Source organism: Pseudoalteromonas sp. PB2-1, assembly GCF_045040605.1.
GTDB lineage: Bacteria > Pseudomonadota > Gammaproteobacteria > Enterobacterales > Alteromonadaceae > Pseudoalteromonas > Pseudoalteromonas arabiensis.
On record NZ_CP090668.1, the window covers coordinates 43,952 to 64,036 of the forward strand.

At 41.3% G+C, this 20,085-nt stretch carries 19 protein-coding genes and 1 pseudogene; 7 read left to right on the forward strand and 13 right to left on the reverse strand.

Going from position 1 to position 20,085, the window contains the following annotated elements:
- Positions 1 to 34: 34 nt before the first annotated feature.
- The 3 genes from L0Z67_RS17165 to L0Z67_RS17175 all read right to left on the reverse strand — a co-directional run bounded on the left by L0Z67_RS17165 (position 35) and on the right by L0Z67_RS17175 (position 2,845).
- Positions 35 to 544, reverse strand: a complete 510-nt coding sequence (locus L0Z67_RS17165; RefSeq protein WP_237127567.1) for a M23 family metallopeptidase — start codon at positions 542 to 544, stop codon at positions 35 to 37.
- Between the two features lie 283 nt (positions 545 to 827).
- Positions 828 to 1,856, reverse strand: a complete 1,029-nt coding sequence (locus tag L0Z67_RS17170; RefSeq protein WP_392353531.1) for a methionine synthase — start codon at positions 1,854 to 1,856, stop codon at positions 828 to 830.
- Positions 1,857 to 1,867: 11 nt separating this feature from the next.
- A complete protein-coding gene (locus tag L0Z67_RS17175; protein ID WP_062567724.1) occupies positions 1,868 to 2,845 on the reverse strand; it encodes a DUF1852 domain-containing protein in 978 nt (325 codons plus the stop codon).
- Positions 2,846 to 3,217: 372 nt separating this feature from the next.
- Between L0Z67_RS17175 and L0Z67_RS17180 the strand changes: the two genes are divergently transcribed.
- On the forward strand, positions 3,218 to 4,027 hold the full coding sequence (locus L0Z67_RS17180; RefSeq protein WP_062567723.1) for a sulfite exporter TauE/SafE family protein: 810 nt from the start codon (positions 3,218 to 3,220) through the stop codon (positions 4,025 to 4,027).
- A gap of 35 nt (positions 4,028 to 4,062) precedes the next feature.
- On the opposite strand, the gene L0Z67_RS17185 is transcribed toward L0Z67_RS17180, so the two are convergent.
- Positions 4,063 to 5,196, reverse strand: a complete 1,134-nt coding sequence (locus L0Z67_RS17185; protein ID WP_392353533.1) for a PepSY-associated TM helix domain-containing protein — start codon at positions 5,194 to 5,196, stop codon at positions 4,063 to 4,065.
- Between the two features lie 175 nt (positions 5,197 to 5,371).
- On the opposite strand from L0Z67_RS17185, the gene L0Z67_RS17190 reads away from it, so the two are divergent.
- The 3 genes from L0Z67_RS17190 to arsJ all read left to right on the forward strand — a co-directional run bounded on the left by L0Z67_RS17190 (position 5,372) and on the right by arsJ (position 8,437).
- Positions 5,372 to 6,136 carry a metalloregulator ArsR/SmtB family transcription factor gene (locus L0Z67_RS17190; RefSeq protein WP_392353535.1) on the forward strand — a complete coding sequence of 255 codons (765 nt, stop codon included), beginning with the start codon at positions 5,372 to 5,374 and terminating at the stop codon, positions 6,134 to 6,136.
- A 76-nt stretch (positions 6,137 to 6,212) separates the two neighbouring features.
- Positions 6,213 to 7,223 (forward strand): ArsJ-associated glyceraldehyde-3-phosphate dehydrogenase, encoded by a 1,011-nt coding sequence (locus L0Z67_RS17195; protein WP_392353536.1) that lies wholly within the window; start codon positions 6,213 to 6,215, stop codon positions 7,221 to 7,223.
- Between the two features lie 5 nt (positions 7,224 to 7,228).
- Complete coding sequence (gene arsJ / locus L0Z67_RS17200; protein WP_392353538.1) at positions 7,229 to 8,437, forward strand: organoarsenical effux MFS transporter ArsJ; 1,209 nt, start codon at positions 7,229 to 7,231, stop codon at positions 8,435 to 8,437.
- 410 nt (positions 8,438 to 8,847) lie between these two features.
- On the opposite strand, the gene L0Z67_RS17205 is transcribed toward arsJ, so the two are convergent.
- Positions 8,848 to 9,183, reverse strand: coding sequence for a zinc ribbon domain-containing protein YjdM (locus tag L0Z67_RS17205; protein WP_392353540.1), 336 nt, complete (start codon positions 9,181 to 9,183; stop codon positions 8,848 to 8,850).
- 152 nt (positions 9,184 to 9,335) lie between these two features.
- On the opposite strand from L0Z67_RS17205, the gene L0Z67_RS17210 reads away from it, so the two are divergent.
- Positions 9,336 to 9,800 carry a thioredoxin family protein gene (locus L0Z67_RS17210; RefSeq protein ID WP_237127571.1) on the forward strand — a complete coding sequence of 155 codons (465 nt, stop codon included), beginning with the start codon at positions 9,336 to 9,338 and terminating at the stop codon, positions 9,798 to 9,800.
- Here L0Z67_RS17210 and L0Z67_RS17215 read toward each other — a convergent pair.
- The gene (locus tag L0Z67_RS17215) at positions 9,775 to 12,183 is read right to left on the reverse strand and encodes an EAL domain-containing protein (protein WP_392353543.1); all 2,409 of its coding nucleotides are present in this window, start codon (positions 12,181 to 12,183) and stop codon (positions 9,775 to 9,777) included. The genes L0Z67_RS17210 and L0Z67_RS17215 overlap by 26 nt on opposite strands.
- A 278-nt stretch (positions 12,184 to 12,461) precedes the next feature.
- On the opposite strand from L0Z67_RS17215, the gene L0Z67_RS17220 reads away from it, so the two are divergent.
- Positions 12,462 to 13,049, forward strand: coding sequence for a DUF4202 domain-containing protein (locus tag L0Z67_RS17220; protein ID WP_062567715.1), 588 nt, complete (start codon positions 12,462 to 12,464; stop codon positions 13,047 to 13,049).
- A 20-nt stretch (positions 13,050 to 13,069) separates the two neighbouring features.
- Positions 13,070 to 13,585: a zf-TFIIB domain-containing protein gene (locus tag L0Z67_RS17225; protein ID WP_392353545.1), complete on the forward strand. Its 516-nt coding sequence runs from the start codon at positions 13,070 to 13,072 to the stop codon at positions 13,583 to 13,585.
- A 93-nt stretch (positions 13,586 to 13,678) separates the two neighbouring features.
- Here L0Z67_RS17225 and L0Z67_RS17230 read toward each other — a convergent pair whose 3' ends face one another.
- The 7 genes and pseudogenes from L0Z67_RS17230 to ispG all read right to left on the reverse strand — a co-directional run bounded on the left by L0Z67_RS17230 (position 13,679) and on the right by ispG (position 20,081).
- Positions 13,679 to 14,059 carry a glyoxalase gene (locus L0Z67_RS17230; RefSeq protein ID WP_237115451.1) on the reverse strand — a complete coding sequence of 127 codons (381 nt, stop codon included), beginning with the start codon at positions 14,057 to 14,059 and terminating at the stop codon, positions 13,679 to 13,681.
- A 118-nt stretch (positions 14,060 to 14,177) separates the two neighbouring features.
- Positions 14,178 to 15,647 carry a ribosome biogenesis GTPase Der gene (gene der / locus L0Z67_RS17235; protein ID WP_062567712.1) on the reverse strand — a complete coding sequence of 490 codons (1,470 nt, stop codon included), beginning with the start codon at positions 15,645 to 15,647 and terminating at the stop codon, positions 14,178 to 14,180.
- A 75-nt stretch (positions 15,648 to 15,722) separates the two neighbouring features.
- Positions 15,723 to 15,968, reverse strand: coding sequence for a PQQ-binding-like beta-propeller repeat protein (locus L0Z67_RS17240; protein ID WP_392353834.1), 246 nt, complete (start codon positions 15,966 to 15,968; stop codon positions 15,723 to 15,725).
- Positions 15,969 to 15,985: 17 nt separating this feature from the next.
- A pseudogene (locus L0Z67_RS17245) lies at positions 15,986 to 16,900 on the reverse strand (PQQ-binding-like beta-propeller repeat protein); the annotation flags it as partial.
- Positions 16,901 to 16,909: 9 nt separating this feature from the next.
- A complete protein-coding gene (locus tag L0Z67_RS17250) occupies positions 16,910 to 17,530 on the reverse strand; it encodes a tetratricopeptide repeat protein (RefSeq protein WP_062567710.1) in 621 nt (206 codons plus the stop codon).
- A 24-nt stretch (positions 17,531 to 17,554) separates the two neighbouring features.
- Positions 17,555 to 18,829 carry a histidine--tRNA ligase gene (gene hisS / locus L0Z67_RS17255; RefSeq protein WP_062567709.1) on the reverse strand — a complete coding sequence of 425 codons (1,275 nt, stop codon included), beginning with the start codon at positions 18,827 to 18,829 and terminating at the stop codon, positions 17,555 to 17,557.
- 133 nt (positions 18,830 to 18,962) lie between these two features.
- Positions 18,963 to 20,081 (reverse strand): flavodoxin-dependent (E)-4-hydroxy-3-methylbut-2-enyl-diphosphate synthase, encoded by a 1,119-nt coding sequence (ispG, locus tag L0Z67_RS17260; protein WP_237127577.1) that lies wholly within the window; start codon positions 20,079 to 20,081, stop codon positions 18,963 to 18,965.
- Positions 20,082 to 20,085 lie beyond the last annotated feature (4 nt).

The window sequence follows — 20,085 nt, forward strand, 5'->3', positions numbered from 1 at the left end:
ATGAAATAGTAGAGGGAGTAATTAATTAAGTTCTTTACAGTAGTTTTTCATGAGGGTTTAGATAGAACATCTTCTTCCATCCTTGGGTTTCATTTGTCATTAACCAAGGCAGTGGTAGCAGAGATAAAATTGAATAGTGAACGTGTGACGGTTTACCAATTGCGTTGCCAGAATTACCTAATGTGCCGATGGTATCGCCTATTTTAACAAGGCTCCCACTCGCGATTGAAAGGCTATCTAGGTGAGAAAAGTAATGAATACGCCACTTAGGCCCTAAAATAGCAATTGCTTTACCACCCTTGTTGAGATGACCTGAAAAAACAACTATGCCAGAGCTTGCAGCTGAAACGGGGGTTCCCTTCTCGCCAAATATATCTATACCTTTATGTACAACAGAAGAGCCCCAAGGCTCGAACCAAAAAGTTTCATGGTTCCAATCACTCGGTGTCGCTCCTTTAACAGGAATAATGATTTTTTCTGGTATCAACATGCCAATTAAGATTATCAAGCCTAAAGTAAGGAAACTATATTTTATGTATTTCATTGTCTTATCCATGACATATTTTTAATTAAAGCTGACCCATTAAACTCATTAATAGTCTAAAAAACAATACAAAAAAACAATACAAAACAACGCCACCTGTTGTTTGGAACACTCTGATTCATAATAAGGGGTTTAATTTTTATGTATCTTAAACTGAATTTTATCTTTCAGTTTAAAGCGTGAGCCGTAAAAGGGAGGAAAGTGCTTCAAGGTATGGTGAAGCACTTTTAATGAATAGATTAATGTGTAGATTTAAGAATAACGTGGGGAGCGAGCTTATTAACTACGCGCCTAATTCAGCTCTTACGATTTCAGCACCTTGACTAAGTGCGCTTAGTTTAGCTCTAGCTATATCTCTTGAAAGCGGTGCCATACCGCAGTTGGTACAGGGGTAGAGTTTGTCAGCATCTACATATTTGAGAGCTTCGCGCAACGTTGCGGCCACTTCATCGGGTGTTTCAATATCAGTGGTTGCTACATCAATTGCACCAACCATTACTTTTTTACCGCGAATAAGTTCAAGCAGTTCAATAGGTACGCGAGAGTTGTGACACTCCAGCGAAATAATATCGATATTCGATTTTTGTAGTTTTGGAAACACTTCTTCGTATTGACGCCATTCACTCCCAAGCGTTTGTTTCCAATCTGTGTTTGCTTTGATGCCATAGCCGTAGCAAATGTGTACGGCTGTTTCGCATTTTAAGCCTTCGATTGCTCTTTCTAGACACTTAATGCCCCAGTCATTTACATCATCAAAAAATACATTAAACGCAGGCTCATCAAATTGAATAATATCAACGCCAGCGGCTTCGAGCTCTTTGGCTTCTTGATTGAGAATTTTGGCAAATTCCCAAGCCAGCTTTTCTCGGCTTTGATAGTGGGCGTCATACAAGGTGTCTATCATTGTCATAGGGCCTGGCAATGCCCACTTTATTGGCTGTTTGGTTTGTGAACGTAAAAATTTAGCGTCTTCAACAAACACCGACTTACTGCGTGATACCGGCCCAATGACGCTTGGTACACTTGCCTCGTAGCGATTGCGAATAGTAACTGTTTTACGGTTTTCAAAGTCAACACCATTCAAATGTTCAATAAAGGTGGTTACAAAGTGTTGGCGTGTTTGCTCACCGTCGCTGACAATATCAACGCCAGCCTGTTGTTGCTCTTGCAGGGCTACACGTAGTGCATCTTGTTTGCCATCAATAAGCTCTGTGCCTTGTAACTTCCATGGCGACCATAGAGTTTCGGGTTCAGCGAGCCAAGAAGGTTTTGGTAAGCTGCCCGCTGTCGATGTTGGTAATAATTTTTTCATGTTAACTCTCATTAAATCGCGTAGTTAGCCGACCACTGTTCCAAAACTGATTGATAAGGCTTAATAAAGTGCTGTTCAGTAAACTTTCCTTGAGCAATTGCAAGTTGGCTGCGTTCTTCGCGGTCATAAACTATCTGTGTGATAGAGTGATCGGCATTTCGTAAATTTGGTTGATACTTGCTACCCGCTACGGCGTTTGCGTTATAGATCTCTGGTCGGTAAATCTTTTGAAATGTTTCCATGGTACTGATTGTGCTGATTAGCTCTAAATTAGTGTAATCATTCAATAAGTCACCAAAGAAATAGAACGCCAAAGGTGCAACGCTGTTTGGTGGCATAAAGTAACGAACTTGTAAGCCCATCTTTTTGAAATACTGTTCTGTGAGTGACGATTCATTAGGTTGATACTCGACACCTAAAACAGGGTGGTGATTTTCAGTCCGGTGATATGTTTTATTGTCAGAAACGCTTAGGCAAATAACCGGAGGCTTCTTGAAGTGCTGTTTATAAGTTTCTGAATCAATAAAGTATTTAAATAACTTACCGTGTAGATCGCCAAAGTTATCTGGAATACTAAATTCTTCTCTGCTTTTATTGTGATCAAGTAATAGCACACTAAAATCATAATCACGGACATACGATGAGAAGTTGTTACCAACAATTCCCTCAATACGTTCATTGGTTTTATGGTCAATGATATTGGTCTTTAAAACTTCAATTGAAGGAAACGCTTCACCACTACCTGCAATATCTAAATCAACAGAGACAATTTCAAGCTCAACAGAATAGCGGTTGCCTTGTGGATTATCCCAATTTGCCAGTGCATTGAAACGGTTATCTATCATTTTTAATGCATTACGTAAGTTCTGCTGGCGACTTTCGCCACGTGCTAGGTTAGCGAAGTTAGTGGTAATACGGGTGCTGTTTGACGGTTGGTAATTTTCGTCAAGGCGAATACTCTTAATTGTAAATGAGAAATTATGTTTCATGGCAATGTACCTAATGTCCTGAGATAAATGATTGCTGCTCACCTTCCTTTAATAGCTAGGTCATTAACCTTGAGGTGGCTTGGGTATCTATTTATACGTGCCCCGCATCATGAAGAAAAACGTTTTTATTTCAGGTAAAACATGAATTTGATTCATACCTGAATGAGGTGATTAGTTTATCGAGTGGCAAAGAGAGGATAATATCTGGAAAAATACCTTTGAATGTCTAGATGGCTAGATGTTTTTATTGGTGTTGTGATTTTTTCATATAAAACGTGAGTAATATTCACCCCTTATCATTGTCTTCATAGTCATTTGTGCTGCTTTAAGTTGTTATACTCGGCTCCCTAACTAATAACAAAGACAAGTAAAATGAATGAATTAATCGTGTTAATACTAGCTTGTGCGATACTCGGCAGTGGTGTTGGCTTTTTGGCAGGGCTCTTGGGGATCGGTGGTGGCTTAGTGATCGTGCCGATATTAAGTATGATACTGCTGCATTTTCAGGTGTTGCCAGCAGAGCAAGTTGTGCTGGTGGCTATTGCTACATCGCTCGCTTCAATCCTGTTTACTTCAACATCATCAGCCATTGCTCACCATAAAAATGGCAATGTGCCTTGGCAGCTTGCGCCTTGGGTTATGACAGGAGTTGCATTAGGCGCACTGATAAGTGGTTTCTTAGCAGCGTTATTACCGCAAAATGTAGTACGAATTGTGTTTGCGGTAAGTGTGGTGCTTATTGCATTAAAAATGATTTTTGGCAGTAAAAATGATGCCCAAACAGCTCGCGCATTACCAAATAAAGGGCTTTTAACGTTTTATACAACAATCACAGGCGGTTTATCTGCCATGATAGGCATTGGTGGTGGTGCCGTGTTGGTACCGCTACTCACGTTTTTCTCGGTCGATATGAAAAAAGCTATTGGCTGCGCCTCGGCGTGCGGTATTGTGATTGCCCTGTTTGGCTCAGTGGGTTACATCAGTTCGGGCAGTCAGTACTTTACGTTAAAAGAGGGCTTTGCTGGTTTTGTTTATTTACCTGCCTTGTTTGGGATTGTCTGTACTTCGTGGTTTACTGCGCCACTAGGGGCAAAAGCGACGCATCACTTGCCAGTATCTACTATTAAAAAAATCTTTGCAGGATTGTTGGTTATTATGGCTGTGAACATGCTTACTCGGTGATAACTGAAAACGGTAAAGTGAGCCCTTAAAATATATTAACTTGGGCTTTTTTTACCTTTGTGTTGATTACGAATAAACCAGCGCATAGCGCCAAGTATAAATAACACACCTACAGCTAAGCCGCTGAAAAGCCAAGTTATACGTCCAGTTAAATTAAGAAAACTACCATCATGTATAGGATGAAGCCAATTTAAAATAGTAGTGCTGGTGCCTTGTTTCTGGTAATCGAATACCTCTGAAATTTCACCTGTATGGCCGTCAATATAGACATAGCTGTGCGGAAAACGGCGCGATGGGTCACCCTTTGTTTGCACTCTAACTCGATAATAAAACGGGTTGCCGTTTGTTGCGGGTGTTTCTATCCATGCACCTCTTGAGTTAGGTAAAGTATTTAGTGCTAAACTCAATGCTGTATTGGGTTCAATGATAGTGTTATCTGCATCAGTACTATAAGGATTTACAGGAGCCTCCGCTGTGTCTATTGGCCCTGTTATTTTTATTAAAATTGCCGTTGACTCTTTAGGGAGTGCTAACATTACGCCAGTAACTGACAAAATGACTAAGGGTATTATAAAAATCAGCCCAAGCAATTTATGCCAATCGTAAAGCCTGCCGATAGGCGATGGGCGCTTTTTAAATTTAATTTGTCTTTGCCATTGCCCTCGTTTTGGCCACCATGCAAATAAGCCACTGAATAACAAGTATAAAATAGCTAAACCTGCGTAGCCTAAAAGCCAAGTTCCCGTGTTACCTAGTAGTAAAGTGAAGTGCAGGTTATACAGCCACGTCATTAAATATTGACCCCAATAATCGTGACGTAGAATTGTATTGCCATCACGTGAGAGCCATACCATTAACGGAGCAAATTCGAGATGCTGTGTTTCCGGTGGATTGTAATATCGAGCGGGAATTAGCTCTGCAGTTGCCGTTACTTCAAAACGCCAACTACCTTGTTTATCAGGATATTGTTTGCGCAGGGTATTCAGTGCGTTACTAAAATTAGGCGAAGCGTTGCTCTGCAACTTGGTATGGGAGATGTTTAAGCTTTGATCAAGCTCGTCGTAAAATACTAATACCGAACCTGTTAGTGCGATAACACAAAATAATAACCCAAGGCTCAGGCCAAGCCATTTGTGTATACGGCGGTGCAGTTTTCGCCAGTTGAGCATTGAGAACCCCTTATAATTACTGGCTTTATTCAATATGCCAAGAAATATTATTTCATAAATTAATTGCGCTGGGCAATGCGACAAAATGTCACAGTCGCTCTCAAATAAGGTCAGACAAGGTTTGCTTTATTTATATAACAAAATTATTATATAAATAAATTGTTATGGAGTGACCATGAAAGTTCTCTTTTTATGTATAGAAAATTCAGCTCGTTCAATTATGGCTGAGGCATTACTTAAACATCATGGTAAAGGTGAGTTTGAAGTGTTTAGTGCAGGTACAGAACCTTATGCGGTAGACCCTCGTACGCTTGCGGCGATTGAGCATTTTGGTTTAAAAACCGATAACTTACACTCAAAGCACTTAAACGATGTAACTAATCTGCATTTTGATTACGTCATTACCTTATGTGATGACGCTACAAAAGAATGCGCCAATCGCGTCGATGGCAGCCATTGCCTTGCGTGGGACTTTGCAGATCCTAAATCTCGCTCCGAACCTCACGCATTCAAAAAAACCTTGCAAGAGATCAATGAGCGAATTAAACAGTTTGTACAATCCCATAACAAAGAAAAGCCCGTCTCTATTTCGCCAACCACATTTTATAAAGCGCTTGCAGATGATATTCGTTTAAAAAGCTTATTACTTATCGCCGTTGAGCAAGAGGTTTGCGTGTGTGAATTAATGACGGCACTTAATGAGCAAAGCCAACCAAAGGTTTCAAGGCATTTAGCGCAGCTGAAAAAGCAGGGCATTTTGTCGGATAGAAAACACCAGCAGTGGGTGTTTTACTCTTTAAACCCGACTCTACCTATGTGGATGAAACAAACAATTACCTCGACCGTGGTAAACGAACCGAATTTTATAGAGAACGAGTTAGCAAGGCTAAATGCGATGGGAGATGATCGCCCAACCCGTGTTGCTCGCTGTTGTAATTAAACAAAGCGGTTTGCTGTTAACTGTCGGCAAACTCGGTAAATAAGTTAGACAATTTTCAAAAAGTAGGAGCTTAATAATGGCAATTAAAGTAGGCATTAATGGTTTTGGCCGTATGGGTCGTTTATCGCTAAGAGCAGCGTTTGCATGGGACGACGTTGAGTTTGTGCAAATTAATGACCCTGCGGGTGATGCAGCAACACTGGCTCACTTACTAAAATATGATTCGGTACACGGTATTTGGCCTCATGAGGTTGAAAGTAACGATAACGCAGTGATTATCGATGGTCACGAAATTAATGTCACACAAAATAAAGCAATTGCAGACACTGATTGGTCTGGCTGCGATATCGTCATTGAAGCCTCGGGCGTGATGAAAAAAACCGAGTTACTGCAAGCCTACCTTGAACAAGGTGTGAAAAAAGTTGTTGTCACTGCGCCTGTAAAAGAAGACGGCGTGTTGAACGTTGTTATGGGTGTAAACGATGATTTATACGATGTACAGCAGCACGATATTGTGACTGCGGCATCATGCACTACCAACTGTTTAGCGCCTGTGGTTAAAGTACTGCAAGAAAAAATTGGCATCAAACATGGTTCAATGACGACCATTCACGATATCACTAATACGCAAACTATCTTAGATGCGCCGCATAAAGATTTACGCCGTGCTCGCGCATGTGGCATGAGCTTAATTCCAACTACAACAGGCTCTGCAACAGCGATTACACATATTTTTCCTGAACTTAAAGGCAAATTAAACGGCCACGCGGTTCGTGTGCCTTTAGCGAATGCATCAATCACAGACTGTGTGTTTGAAGTTGAAAAGCCAACTACCGCTGAGCAAATTAACCAATGGATGCAAGAAGCCGCAGAGGGCCAGCTAAAAGGCATTTTAGGCTATGAAGAAAAGCCACTTGTTTCTATCGATTACAAAACAGATCCACGCTCAAGCATTGTTGATGCGTTATCAACTATGGTTGTGAACGAGACACAAGTTAAGCTGTATGTTTGGTACGATAACGAATGGGGTTATGCAAACCGCACTGCCGAACTTGCCCGTAAAGTTGCGTTATCATTAAAAGGTTAAAACCAATGACGCGTTTGGCTAATCTTCCCGCTGATATAAAGCAGTACTTAATTGTCACTGGGAATTACTGGGCATTTACGCTAACAGATGGCGCATTGAGGATGTTGGTGGTATTGCATTTTCATGCGCTTGGCTACTCGCCTTTGAGTATTGCCATGCTGTTTTTGTTTTATGAGATTTTTGGTGTTGTTACTAACTTAGTAGGTGGCTATTTAGGCGCAAGGCTTGGTTTAAACAAAACTATGAATATTGGCCTTGCCATACAGGTGGCGGCGTTGTTCATGCTGGCAGTCCCCTCTGACTGGTTGAGCGTTGCCTATGTGATGTTAGCGCAGGCTCTGTCGGGCATTGCAAAAGATCTCAATAAAATGAGCGCTAAAAGCTCAATTAAAATGCTGGTTGCCAGTGGTCAAGAGGGCACCTTGTTTAAATGGGTGGCGATACTAACGGGCTCTAAAAATGCATTAAAAGGTGTGGGTTTCTTTTTAGGTGGCTTACTACTGACTTTGATGTCATTTAAAGGCGCAATGCTAACCATGGCTGCCACTTTGCTGGTGGTGTGGTGTTTCAGTCTTTATGCACTTAAAAATGATTTAGGCAAAGCCAAAAACAAACCTAAGTTTAACGAGGTATTTTCAAAAAGCAGTTCAATCAACATTTTGTCAGCAGCAAGGTTGTTCTTGTTTGGTGCGCGTGATGTTTGGTTTGTTGTTGCACTTCCGGTGTTTTTATCACAGGCCTTTGGCTGGGACCATTGGACTGTGGGCGCTTTTCTAGCTACTTGGATCATTGGTTATGGGGTAGTGCAATCTTTTGCTCCTAAAATCATTAAGCTTAATAAGCAAACATCACCGAGTGCAGAAACAGTTAAGTGGGCATCATGGCTTGCTTTAGTGACTTTAGCGATTGCCCTTGCTATTGGCTTTGAGTGGGCTGTAAAACCTATGCTCATAGGTGGGCTGATGTTATTTGGTGTGTTATTCGCGATTAACTCATCTTTGCACAGCTACTTGATTGTTAGCATGGCCGATGCCGATGGTGTATCGCTCGATGTTGGGTTTTATTACATGGCTAATGCTGTGGGGCGCTTGGTTGGTACAGTGCTGTCTGGTTTAGTTTTTCAGCTATATGGCTTGACAGCGTGCTTGGCTATCTCACTGTTGTTTGTTGTTTTTACCGTACTTATTTCAACTAAATTACCAAAACAAATTTAGTTTCATGCAAAGTAAGCTGCTCACCTATTTATTGTTGTCCATCATAATATATGAATGAAGGCATTGAAGCACTTGAATAAAAATTATTAATATCTATAAGTAGTAAAGTAACTTTTTATGAAGTTATGTGAGGTGTTATGTCAGCTTTCGCAAAGAAAATGGGCATGCCTGAAAAGAGGGGGATACAACTTAGTTAGATTCGATGTCCAAACACATTCAAGATTTATTTGAGAGTGTCTCAAATTAGCACTGCTTAGAGCCTTAAAATTATCAAAGAGCGACAGAAATCTCAGATTTTAATCGCTCTTTTGAAAATAAACCCTGCCAACAGCTTATTTATTAACTGAGTTCAATAATGCGTCTCGATTTAATATCGTGGCGCGATTTTTGCCATTAAAGTGAGCTACAAATTATGCTTTTTTAACGAACTTAGCTGTCACCATCATTTCACCGACACCATCAACTTTACAGTCGAGTTCGTGATCTTTTTTATCAAGCACTCGGCGGATTAACGCTTTGGTGCCGATTTTAATGACTTGTGAACTGCCTTTGATTTTTAAGTCTTTTGCAACGGTTACTTTGTCGCCATCAGCCAACAGCGTGCCGTTAGTGTCTTTTACATTGATAATGTCATCTTCATTGACCGTATCAGGATTCCACTCATGGGCGCACTCTGGGCAGATAAGATTATTTTGTTCCGGATAAACATATTCCGAATTACATTGTGGACAGGGAGGATAAGACATACACTTCACTCTTAATCATTTGATTCTTTGTAGTTTAACCGTTTTGGCAAAAGGATTCGATTGTTTGCTCATTTATGAGCGTTGATTTTTATTAAATTGATGAGTTTTGTCTAAGTTAATGTGATACAGCTTTATGAAAGGGAAATATAATAATGATACGATTTTTAGCTGCTTTGTTAGTGTTATTTTCAAGTATGGCTTATGCAACGGATGCTCCTCACCGAGGAGACATTACCACCGATGAGTTACTTAAAGATTACCCTGCATTTAATAAAGAGTATGAGAGCTTTTCGCCAAGCAAAGAAGAGCTTGTAAAAATTAAAGCACTGCAAGGTAAGCAAGTATTGGTATTTTTGGGCACTTGGTGTCATGACTCAAAACGAGAAGTACCGCGCTTTTTAAAATTACTCAATGCTGCAAAGGTACAGTTAGATTCGCTGCGTTTAGTGGCGGTAGGCTATGATAAACGCGATCCCAATGGTCTGGCTAAGCAATACGATGTGCGTTATACGCCTACCATCATTGTCAGCGATGACGAAAAAGAGCTTGTGCGTATGATTGAGAAACCAAAGCAAAGTATTGCTGCTGATCTCACAATACAGGGTCAAACTTTATAAACTCCTCAATCGGTAAAGGCATTGATATTAAATACCCTTGCACATAATCAATGCGTTTATCGCTGACCAGCTCCCACTGCTCTGAACTCTCAACCCCTTCAGCGGTGATAGTCAGATTTAGTTGATGGGCTAAGTCACTCATGGTCTGTAAAAATAAACCATCGCGTGGGTTTTCAACGCAGTTACAAATAAAGGCGCGGTCTATTTTTACATTATCTAATGGGAATTGCTGAATCGAAGCGAGTGATGAGTAGCCAGTGCCAAAGTCATCAAGTGATAAGTCAAATCCAACGGCCTTGAGTTCATGCATTAAACTAATAGCATACTGTGTATTTTGAAATAGCGCTGATTCGGTAATTTCTAAATTAATTTTTTGTGTAGCAGGAAACAGCTGCGCTTTTTCACTTGTTAGTCGATTAACAAGGTGCGCATCTGAAAATTGTTTACGTGATAAGTTGATCGACATTTTTACATGGATATTGTTCGCCACAAGGCTGTGGCAATCTTTTGCGACTCTTGCGACAATCCAGCGCGAAAGGAGGTTAATTAGCTCAGATTGCTCAGCAATGGCGATAAACTCCTGTGGGGATACAAAACCTCGTACAGGATGTTGCCAGCGAATAAGTGCCTCGCAGCCTATCAGTTTTCCATCTTTTGTATTTACAATAGGTTGATACACCATACTAAGTTGTTTATCGGTTGAAAGTGCATGCCTTAAGTCACTTTCTAAATCACTTTGTGCGATTAGTTTGTCTTTAAGAGACTGACTGTAAATGGTGTAGGCTTTTTTCTGTCGGTGGCATTCATTCATGGCAATTAATGTTGTGTTAATTTGCTCTGCTGCATCTAAATTCTGTAAGTGCGGATAGCCTATGCCAACATAAAAATGATAAAAATGAGCTGTACCTGCTGTTTCAATCAGCCCCGCGACACGGTGTTGTAGTTCATCGATGAGAGTTGCAAGTTCTTCGTCAAAAATTCCCTCTTTTAGCAAGAGCATAAAGCAGCCTAGTTTAATATGAGAGCAGAATGCTTGGTGTTGCTCTGCAAACTCAATTAAGCGATTGGCTAAGGCTTTTTGTAGTTCATTTGACGCCTTATATCCGTACATGTCTTCAATTTGCCTGTAGCCTTTAATTTCTAGGCAAATTAAAGTTAAACCCGAGTTATATTGGTTTTTAGAGCAAAGGCTGGTGATATATTTTTCGCTGTAGTGGCGGTTTGCTAATCCCGTTATGGGATCAAAATGAGCTTGTTGATATAGTTCATGCTGTTTTTGCTTTTCAGCACTAATATCTTCTACTGTTCCCACCAAGGTTTTTGTTTTGTTATTCCACTCAGCATACTCATGAAACCAGCGTTGTTCACCATTGATTTTTATTGTGTACTCAAGCTCACTGGGGCTGGCTGGTTTTGCGTTTATAAAATTAAGAAATGCATTTTTATAGGCACTATCGATTTGGTCACATACTTGTTGAATTGGCTGCTTAGGTGACTTCGTTTTAAATAATTTAGTCGCTTGTGCAGAAAGGTGTCTCGATTCACTGTAAGGTGAAATGTGCCAACTGCCTACACCACTCAGTGTTTGGGCCTGTTTTAAGGCTAATGCTTGCTCAGAAAGCTCATTGGTTCGTTTTGTTAGCAATGACTCTAAGTTTTTTTCATGTTCGCGCAGGCGCAAAGTGATGCTAATTAAGTAACTAATTAAAGACGAAAAAGCTAAAACAATGAATGTTAAAATGCCTATCTCAGCATACGCACGATACGCAAATTCATCTTTTATCCCTACAATCCATAATTGATTTTTGACAGGTAGTGAACGTGTTTCCCATTTAGTATTATTAAACGCATGCTCTCCTAATAAAGGAATGTAGTTACCATCGTTGTTTTGCCACACCTCGATAATATGGGAGTGGGATACATGTTTTAATTTTATTTTATTAATAAACTCAGGAAAGCGAAGCACTACAATGCTGAATCCCCAGAAAGAGCCTTTGTTGAATATAGGTAAGCGGGCAACTAATCCAGCCCCCCCTTGAGAAAGTTGCTTTGGGCCATCAAGCTGCATTTGCTCCGTTTGAATTGCTTTTTCTAGTGAGGGTCTTATTGAAGGGACAGCAAACAAATTACTGTTAATGACCCCTTCGTGTGTAACAAGCGGATAACTATAAGTAATAACGCCATTTGGGGCGAGTTGGATGGTTTGACTACCGTCACTATGTTTTAGAATATGCTTGGCGAGCGTTTCAAACTGTGTCTTTGTGTAGCTGGCATCACGCATCGCATCTCTAATTAAATAAGGACCGAGCAAGGCTGTTTCTAGGTTTGTTTTTAAATCGTTTGTATAACTATCAAGAACAGACTCTTGTTCAATATGATGCATTGTTTGTCTATCGAGATAAACTTTAAACGCAATAATCGAAAATAAGCAAAAAGTCAGAATGAAAGAGATCACACTTAGTGAAGATTTGTTATTATTTCGCAAAGAGTTCGTATTCCCGATTAATAATGCAATTTAAGTATTGAGCAGGTTTTTAAAAATACTAGTTTAGGGTTGTTTTATTGTCTAGTTAGTAGACATAAAATAGGGCGTTATTGCTGTTAAAAGTACAAATATTTGTACCGAGAAACAGTAACTTGAAATTTAGAAGTGTAAAAGCAATGTACCAAAGTGTTATTAAAGCCATAGATAAAGCGAATGCTGCAGACCCTAATAAAGTGACTGTAGATGGGAAACCCTATGGCAAAGAGAGCCTGTACGCGACGCGTATGAGTGAGATGTTGCAGCGTTTTAATCCATCGGCAGATGAATTGATGTGTATCGCAGCTCACGGACAACACATTGAACGTTGGCGCTCTCCTCGAAGTGACTTTCCATTAGGAAAACAAGGCTACTATCAATGGCGCACTGCTTTATATGATTTTCATGCTGAACGTGTTACCACGTTAATGCAACAGGCAGGCTATTCGTCAGATGAATGCGAGCGTGTCTATGCGGCAGTCGCTAAAAAGAATATAAAACGTAACCCCGACAGCCAACTCATTGAAGATATCGCAAGTCTTGTGTTTATTGAACATTACATGCTTGATTTTGCAAGTAGCAAGCCTGATTACGATGAGCAAAAATGGCTGGGCATTATTCGTAAAACATGGCAAAAAATGTCAAACGAAGCACATGAATTTGTACTCGCTGGTAACATCAGCTTACCTGAGCCGCTTAAACCGCTAATTACAAAAGCGCTAAATTAATTGTAAAACAAGGATGTAAAATGTATTGCCCGCGAACAAAAGTAGCGCTTGAAGAAACAACTATTGGTGATATTAAGGTTTATTTATCCCCAACTGGCGGTGTGTTTTTTGATAATCGACAAATCTTTCATTTCAGCGACCCAAGGTTAAAGCCTGCACAAGTGCTGGTGGCTCATTTACAAACACTGCCACCTGAGTCAATAGATTTAAAAAAGCGGATTCATTGTCCTAAGTGTCCTGATGTTGTCATGATGCGGCGCTTTTTTACGCCGCTCAAAGTGGTTGAAATTGATGAGTGTCCGAACTGCGCTGCAATTTGGCTAGATAATGGGGAACTTGAAAAAATTCATGAGAATCACCTAACCCCAAAAGAGCGTGAAATGCTGCGCATCGACATGGCAAATAACAATGGCTTTATTCAAGTTAAAATCCCAAAACGTCGTCATCATATTCATGTAGAAAAGTCTGCTGCCGATGAAAACTCGAACCTACAAAAGCTCGCAGAGCTTGCGTATTTGTCTTTGTTGAATGAGTGATTACTTGTATAACCTCGGTAGTTAAACTTTAGGAAATTCATTGTTCAAAGAGCAGGGGTTTTTAAGCGTAATTAATTACTTAAAAATGGTAATTTAAATCTCTACTAGACAAATGAGGGTGCCCTCGATTGCGCGAACATAGGCATAGTGTTGAGCATCTTTTTTGGTTGGTGGGCATAAAGGCTCTGCCCCTGCGAGCACCGCTTTATCGTAGCTTTCAACTAAGTTCTTACAACTAAAACGTAGCTCAAAGCCAAGCGCAGGTTGCTTTGGATGGGCGCGAATGTAGCCTTGTTTAAAATAAGATTGGGCATATGGGTGAGTGGCAAATGCTAGTTTTACCGTGCCCGTTACGAGCTCGCCATACTCTGCATCATCACTGATATGATTGGTATTTAAAGCAAATGCTTGATAGTAAAAGTCGAGTACTTCCTCTACGTTATCGACGTAAATAACCTGACTTATAAACTCCATTTGTACACTCAAAGTGATTATTGATTCTTTAAATAAAGCATACTTTTTACGATTTTGCAGAGATAAAAAAACCTTGTAAGTGTTAATTACAAGGTTTTCATCTTAATAGATACCGTCGTTAAGATTTATTACGGTTTTCTTTTGCAAAGGCACGTATTTTACGTTTTTGCGATAGCGTTACTTTATTGGTACGGCCTGCGTATGGGTTATCGCCTTCTCTGAATTCAATTTTGATTGGCGTGCCCATAATACCTAATGCTTTACGATAGTAATTCATTAGGTAGCGCTTGTAGCTGTCTGGTAAGTCATGCACTTGGTTACCATGAATAACGATACGTGGCGGGTTATAACCACCGGCATGTGCATACTTAAGTTTAACACGACGACCACGAACGAGTGGCGGCTGGTGGTCTGCTTGTGCCATATCCATGATACGACGTAGCATTGCTGTGCTGATACGCTTAGTTGCTGACTCATACGCTTCGTCCACTGACTCAAACAGGTGACCAACACCGGTACCATGTAGCGCAGATATAAAGTGTAAACGAGCGAAGTCAATAAAACCTAAACGGCGATCAAGTTCTGATTTAATACGCTCTTTCACGTAATCGTCAAGGCCATCCCATTTGTTTACCGCAACAACCAACGAGCGGCCCGCATTAAGAGCAAAGCCAAGTAAGCTTAAGTCTTGATCAGAAATACCTTCGCGCGCATCAACTACTAACAATACAACGTTAGCATCTTCAATTGCTTTAAGGGTTTTGATCACTGAGAACTTTTCAACTACATCGCTTACTTTCTTGCGCTTACGAACACCGGCGGTATCGATTAAGATGTACTCTTTATCGTTACGGGTCATCGGAATGTAGATAGAGTCGCGTGTTGTACCTGGCATATCGTAAACAATAACACGTTCTTCGCCTAAGATACGGTTTGTTAGTGTTGACTTACCTACATTAGGACGACCAATAATAGCGAGCTTTACAGGCTTGTCGGCAAAGGCTTGCGCATTGTCTTCGCCTTCTTCATCTTCACTGTAAAGATCAACGAGTTCGTCATCGCTTTCTTCAAGCTCTTCTGTTTCACCTGCCAGTTCAGCGATCACAGGTTGTAGAGTTGTTTCAAGTAGTTGCGTGATGCCACGGCCGTGAGCCGCCGCAATATGATGAATATCACCTAAGCTTAATTGGAAAAACTCTGCACAGTAGGAGTCTGCATCAATACCATCTACCTTATTGGCAACAACAAAGCATTTTTTTTGCTGTTTACGCAAGTGATTAGCAATTGCTTGGTCTGCGGCAGTCATACCCGCGCGGGCATCAACTAAAAATAAGACGATATCAGCCTCTTCAATCGCAAGTAGCGACTGCTCAGCCATTTCAGTTTCGATACCATGTTCTGAGCCGTCGATACCGCCCGTGTCTACCACGATAAATTCATAGCCATCGTAATCAGCTTGGCCATATTTTCTATCTCGTGTTAAGCCAGGAAAGTCGGCAACGAGGGCGTCACGAGTACGTGTTAAACGGTTAAATAATGTGGATTTGCCCACATTGGGTCGCCCAACAAGAGCGATCACGGGAAGCATAAACTACCTCTTAAAAAAACAACAAAAGGCTTCGCTAAGCGAAGCCTTATAAAAAGTACAAGTAATATTAATAAGTTAGTCTGGAATTTTGACCGCGCTAACTTCACCATCTCGGGTGTATAAAATTAATTTGTCACCAGCAACAACAGGCTCAACGAAGAAACCTGAGCTGTCAAAGTCTTCACGAGAAACAAGCTCACCTGTTTCTTTATTTAGCCAATGTAGGTTACCTTCTTGGTCGCCAAGGGCTATATAATTTCCTGCAATGGTTGGTCCTGTAAGGTACCAACCGCGCAGTGCTGGCTGACTCCAACGTTCAATGCCTGATGATTTATCTAAAGCATAAATTACGCCATCGCTATCGACAACGTAAATGTGTTGGCTATCCATAGATAAGTCACGATAGCTGCTGTACTCTCGTTTCCAGACAACATTACCAGAACGAATATCAACAGCTGCTAAGTTACCATTATAGGCGATAGCGTAAGCATATGGGCCACTAATTAATGCTTGTGTATCAACATCAACAAGACGCTCGAATTCAGAAGCCCCTTTTGGCGTTGCAATTTCAGCACTCCATGCAGAGTAGCCATTTTCTGAAATAAGCACGCTTAATCGGCCCGTTTCAAGGCCAAGTAGAACGCCACCATTTGCAACGGTTGGAGAGCTTTGCCCGCGTAACGTAAGGGGGGTACTTCTTGTTCAAAGCGCCAACGCTCTTCACCGGTATCTGGGTGAACAGCTAATAGTTTACCTGAGCCTAAGTTAACGAACACCAGACCATCACCGGCGGCTGGTTTAGACAGCACTTCACCAGGCATGGTTTTACGCCAGGCAATTTCACCTGTTTCGCGATCAAGCGCGGTTAAGTAGCCGTGCTCAGAGCCAACAAAAATTTTGCCGTATGCTTGTAAAATACCGCCTGAAAGCTTCGCGCTTTCTGTACTTTCCCATGGCCAAAATGCTGGGTTTTCACGTACGTCTGTTTGCCATAGTGTATCGCCATTTTCAAGCGATAGGGCTTCAACTTCACCTTCACGGTTCGCTACATACACAACATCATTATGCACTGCAGGTGTCAGGCGAGAAAAGTAATGCTCTACACCATCACCGATTGATTCTTGCCAAATGATGTCTGTTTCAAATTGATTAACGATTTCTGGCAGCACTAATTCTTCTTCGTCATCACTTGACGAACACCCTGTTAGGGTTGCAATACACAGAGCAAGTGTAGCCGCTGTTAACTTCTTCATCTTAACCCCTTACGCCGCTGGGCTAGTTTGTGCTAAGTCATCAAGTTTAATTTGTAATAAAGGGTTATTCTCAAGACCCCCTTTGTCAGCAGCTGCTTGATACTGTGTACGTGCCTGAGCCTTATCACCTTGCGCAGAAAAAATATCACCTTTAAGTTCAGCGACAGTTGCTGCAAATGATTCAGGTAACTGCGAGTTTAAAGTAGCCAGCGCTTGGTCATATTGTTTTTGGGCAATATGAACACGTGCAAGACGTGTTGCAGCCGTTGCTTTTAACTCAGGGTTTTTCTCATTCGTGATGATCCAGTTAAGCTTTTCGCTTGCTGCATCAAGATCATTTTTTTCTACTGCTTCTTTTGCTGCAACAAATGCTGTTAGAGTACTGTAACTTGATTCGCTATTCTCATTGATAAACGTATCTGCTTTGTCTAACACTGCGCCGCTATCAACAAGTTTAGTGAAAGAGTCTGATGCTGTTTCAGCTGTTGTGATTTGGTTTTGGTTATACGCTTTCCAACCGTATAAACCACCTAAACCAGCAACAATACCAATAGCTAGTGCGACACCATTTTCACGGAAAAAGCGTTTAATCGCTTCTGCTTGTTGTTCTTCTGTTGAATAAATATCCATGCTTACCTCTGTTGCTCACTGGGCTTATATAAGCGCAGCAAGTAGCGTCTTCGCTTCTTCTAATTTTAGGGTGACTTGTTCTTTACGCTCTCGTAAGTACTTAATAGTCACAACGCCTTGTTCTAATTCATCTTCGCCGATAATTACCGCGACTAATGCATCGCTCTTATCTGCGCGTTTTAATTGCTTTTTAAAGTTGCCGCCGCCAGCGTGCACCATCACACGTAAGCCCGCAACATCTTTACGTAATTGAGCGGCAATAAGCGGTGCTTGAATACTGGCTTTATCGCCCATGGCTGCCAAATATACATCAGCACTACGGCGAATGTCACCAACGGATTCTAACGCTTGAAGTAACAGTACTAAGCGCTCAAGACCCATTGCAAAACCAACCGCTGGCGTGGCTTTACCACCAAGTTGTTCAACTAGGCCATCATAACGGCCACCGGCACAAACCGTTCCTTGTGCGCCTAGGCTATCTGTCACCCACTCAAAAACGGTGCGGTTGTAGTAGTCAAGGCCGCGCACGAGCTTTTCATTTACCGTGTATTCGACGCCTGCGGCGTCTAAACGTTCACATAAATTTTCAAAATGTTCTTTTGATTCAGCGTCTAAGTGCTCAGATAGCTTAGGAGCATCTGTTAAAATAGCTTGTACATCAGGGTTTTTACTATCTAGAACGCGTAATGGGTTAGTGTGCATACGACGCTTTGAGTCTTCATCGAGCACATCGACATGTTGCTCTAAGTAAGCTACAAGTGCATCACGGTATTCAGCACGCGCTTCGTTAGAACCTAGTGAGTTAAGCTCAAGACGAACGTGCTCGCTGATACCAAATTCTTTCCATAATTGAGCTGTTAGCAAAATAACTTCTGCATCGATATCAGCAGTGGCGATGCCGAATGTTTCTAAGCCAAATTGGTGGAATTGACGGTAACGGCCTTTTTGTGGACGCTCGTGACGAAACATCGGGCCCATGTACCATAAACGTTGTTCTTGGTTGTACAGTAAACCATTTTGATTACCTGCACGCACACATACCGCAGTCCCTTCAGGGCGAAGAGTTAGGTTATCACCATTTCGGTCAGCAAAAGTGTACATTTCCTTTTCAACGATATCGGTTACTTCACCGATTGAACGCTTAAAAAGATCGGTCGACTCAACAATAGGAAAACGAATTTCTTGATAACCAAACGATGAAACTGTTTCACGTAAAATGTCTTCTACTTTCTGCCAAATTTGCGTATCGCCTGGCAGACAATCGTTCATACCACGCACTGCCTGAATTTGTTTTGCCACTGATAAATCCTAAATACTGTACTTGCGCAAAAATGTTCTGCGCATCAAGAAAACTGAAAAATTGACCCGTTATTATACCGTTTGGACGGTAAAGGTAAACGGCAAACCCAAGGGTTTGCCGACTATATGCTAATTATTCTACTATTTTGATGTCGATTGGCGTTTCTTTTTCTTTTTTAGCGATAAAGTCACGCACATACCCCTCAAGTTGCTCAACAATGTTGTCGTTATCGATACGTGCTTTTTGACGCTCACCGTTGATGTATAAACCTGAACGGCGGTTTGCGCCTGCAAGACCAATATCGCTAACAAGTGCTTCGCCTGGGCCATTTACCACACAGCCAATAACTGACACTGACATGGGTTCAACAACGTCTTCTAAACGTTCTTCGAGCTGGTTCATGGTACTTACCACATCAAACTCTTGGCGTGAGCAGCTAGGGCAGGCAATGAAGTTAATGCCGCGTGAGCGAATGCGCAGTGATTTTAAAATATCAAAACCCACTTTAATTTCTTGCACGGGATCTGCTGCAAGGGAAACACGTAATGTATCACCAATGCCTTCGGCAAGTAGCATACCTAAACCTACGGCTGATTTAACAGAGCCAGAACGCATACCGCCTGCTTCAGTGATACCTAGGTGCAACGGTTGGTCAATTTCTTTCGCAAGTAATCGATACGCACCCACAGCTAAAAATACATCAGATGCTTTAACCGACACTTTAAATTGATCAAAGTCTAAACGTTGTAGAATTTCAACATGACGCATTGCTGATTCAAGCAAGGCTTCTGGTGTTGGTTCACCGTACTTTTCTTGTAAGTCACGCTCTAATGAGCCGCCATTTACACCAATACGAATTGGAATATTATGCTCGCGCGCAGAATCAACGACAGCACGAATACGCTCTTCGCTACCAATATTACCAGGATTGATACGTAAACAGTCAGCGCCATATTGTGCTACTTTTAGCGCAATTCGGTAGTCAAAATGAATATCCGTCACAAGTGGAATAGTCACTTGCTCTTTAATGCTTTTAAACGCTTCAGCAGCATCCATCGTTGGGACTGAAACACGAACAATATCGGCGCCTGCATCTTGAATAGCTTGGATTTGCGCCACAGTGGCATCAACATCAAGCGTATCAGTATTTGTCATTGACTGAACAGCAATCGGGGCGCCGTCACCAATCGGAACGTTACCTACATTGATACGTGTCGATTTTCTGCGTTTAATGGGAGATTCTGAAAACATTGTG

Bases quoted from the DNA above. Each gene is read 5' to 3' on its own strand.
- L0Z67_RS17165 (WP_237127567.1), bottom strand. From the start codon at position 544: ATGAAATACATAAAATATAGTTTCCTTACTTTAGGCTTGATAATCTTA.
- L0Z67_RS17170 (WP_392353531.1), bottom strand. From the start codon at position 1,856: ATGAAAAAATTATTACCAACATCGACAGCGGGCAGCTTACCAAAACCT.
- L0Z67_RS17175 (WP_062567724.1), bottom strand. From the start codon at position 2,845: ATGAAACATAATTTCTCATTTACAATTAAGAGTATTCGCCTTGACGAA.
- L0Z67_RS17180 (WP_062567723.1), top strand. From the start codon at position 3,218: ATGAATGAATTAATCGTGTTAATACTAGCTTGTGCGATACTCGGCAGT.
- L0Z67_RS17185 (WP_392353533.1), bottom strand. From the start codon at position 5,196: ATGCTCAACTGGCGAAAACTGCACCGCCGTATACACAAATGGCTTGGC.
- L0Z67_RS17190 (WP_392353535.1), top strand. From the start codon at position 5,372: ATGAAAGTTCTCTTTTTATGTATAGAAAATTCAGCTCGTTCAATTATG.
- L0Z67_RS17195 (WP_392353536.1), top strand. From the start codon at position 6,213: ATGGCAATTAAAGTAGGCATTAATGGTTTTGGCCGTATGGGTCGTTTA.
- arsJ (WP_392353538.1), top strand. From the start codon at position 7,229: ATGACGCGTTTGGCTAATCTTCCCGCTGATATAAAGCAGTACTTAATT.
- L0Z67_RS17205 (WP_392353540.1), bottom strand. From the start codon at position 9,183: ATGTCTTATCCTCCCTGTCCACAATGTAATTCGGAATATGTTTATCCG.
- L0Z67_RS17210 (WP_237127571.1), top strand. From the start codon at position 9,336: ATGATACGATTTTTAGCTGCTTTGTTAGTGTTATTTTCAAGTATGGCT.
- L0Z67_RS17215 (WP_392353543.1), bottom strand. From the start codon at position 12,183: ATGCATCATATTGAACAAGAGTCTGTTCTTGATAGTTATACAAACGAT.
- L0Z67_RS17220 (WP_062567715.1), top strand. From the start codon at position 12,462: ATGTACCAAAGTGTTATTAAAGCCATAGATAAAGCGAATGCTGCAGAC.
- L0Z67_RS17225 (WP_392353545.1), top strand. From the start codon at position 13,070: ATGTATTGCCCGCGAACAAAAGTAGCGCTTGAAGAAACAACTATTGGT.
- L0Z67_RS17230 (WP_237115451.1), bottom strand. From the start codon at position 14,059: ATGGAGTTTATAAGTCAGGTTATTTACGTCGATAACGTAGAGGAAGTA.
- der (WP_062567712.1), bottom strand. From the start codon at position 15,647: ATGCTTCCCGTGATCGCTCTTGTTGGGCGACCCAATGTGGGCAAATCC.
- L0Z67_RS17250 (WP_062567710.1), bottom strand. From the start codon at position 17,530: ATGGATATTTATTCAACAGAAGAACAACAAGCAGAAGCGATTAAACGC.
- ispG (WP_237127577.1), bottom strand. From the start codon at position 20,081: ATGTTTTCAGAATCTCCCATTAAACGCAGAAAATCGACACGTATCAAT.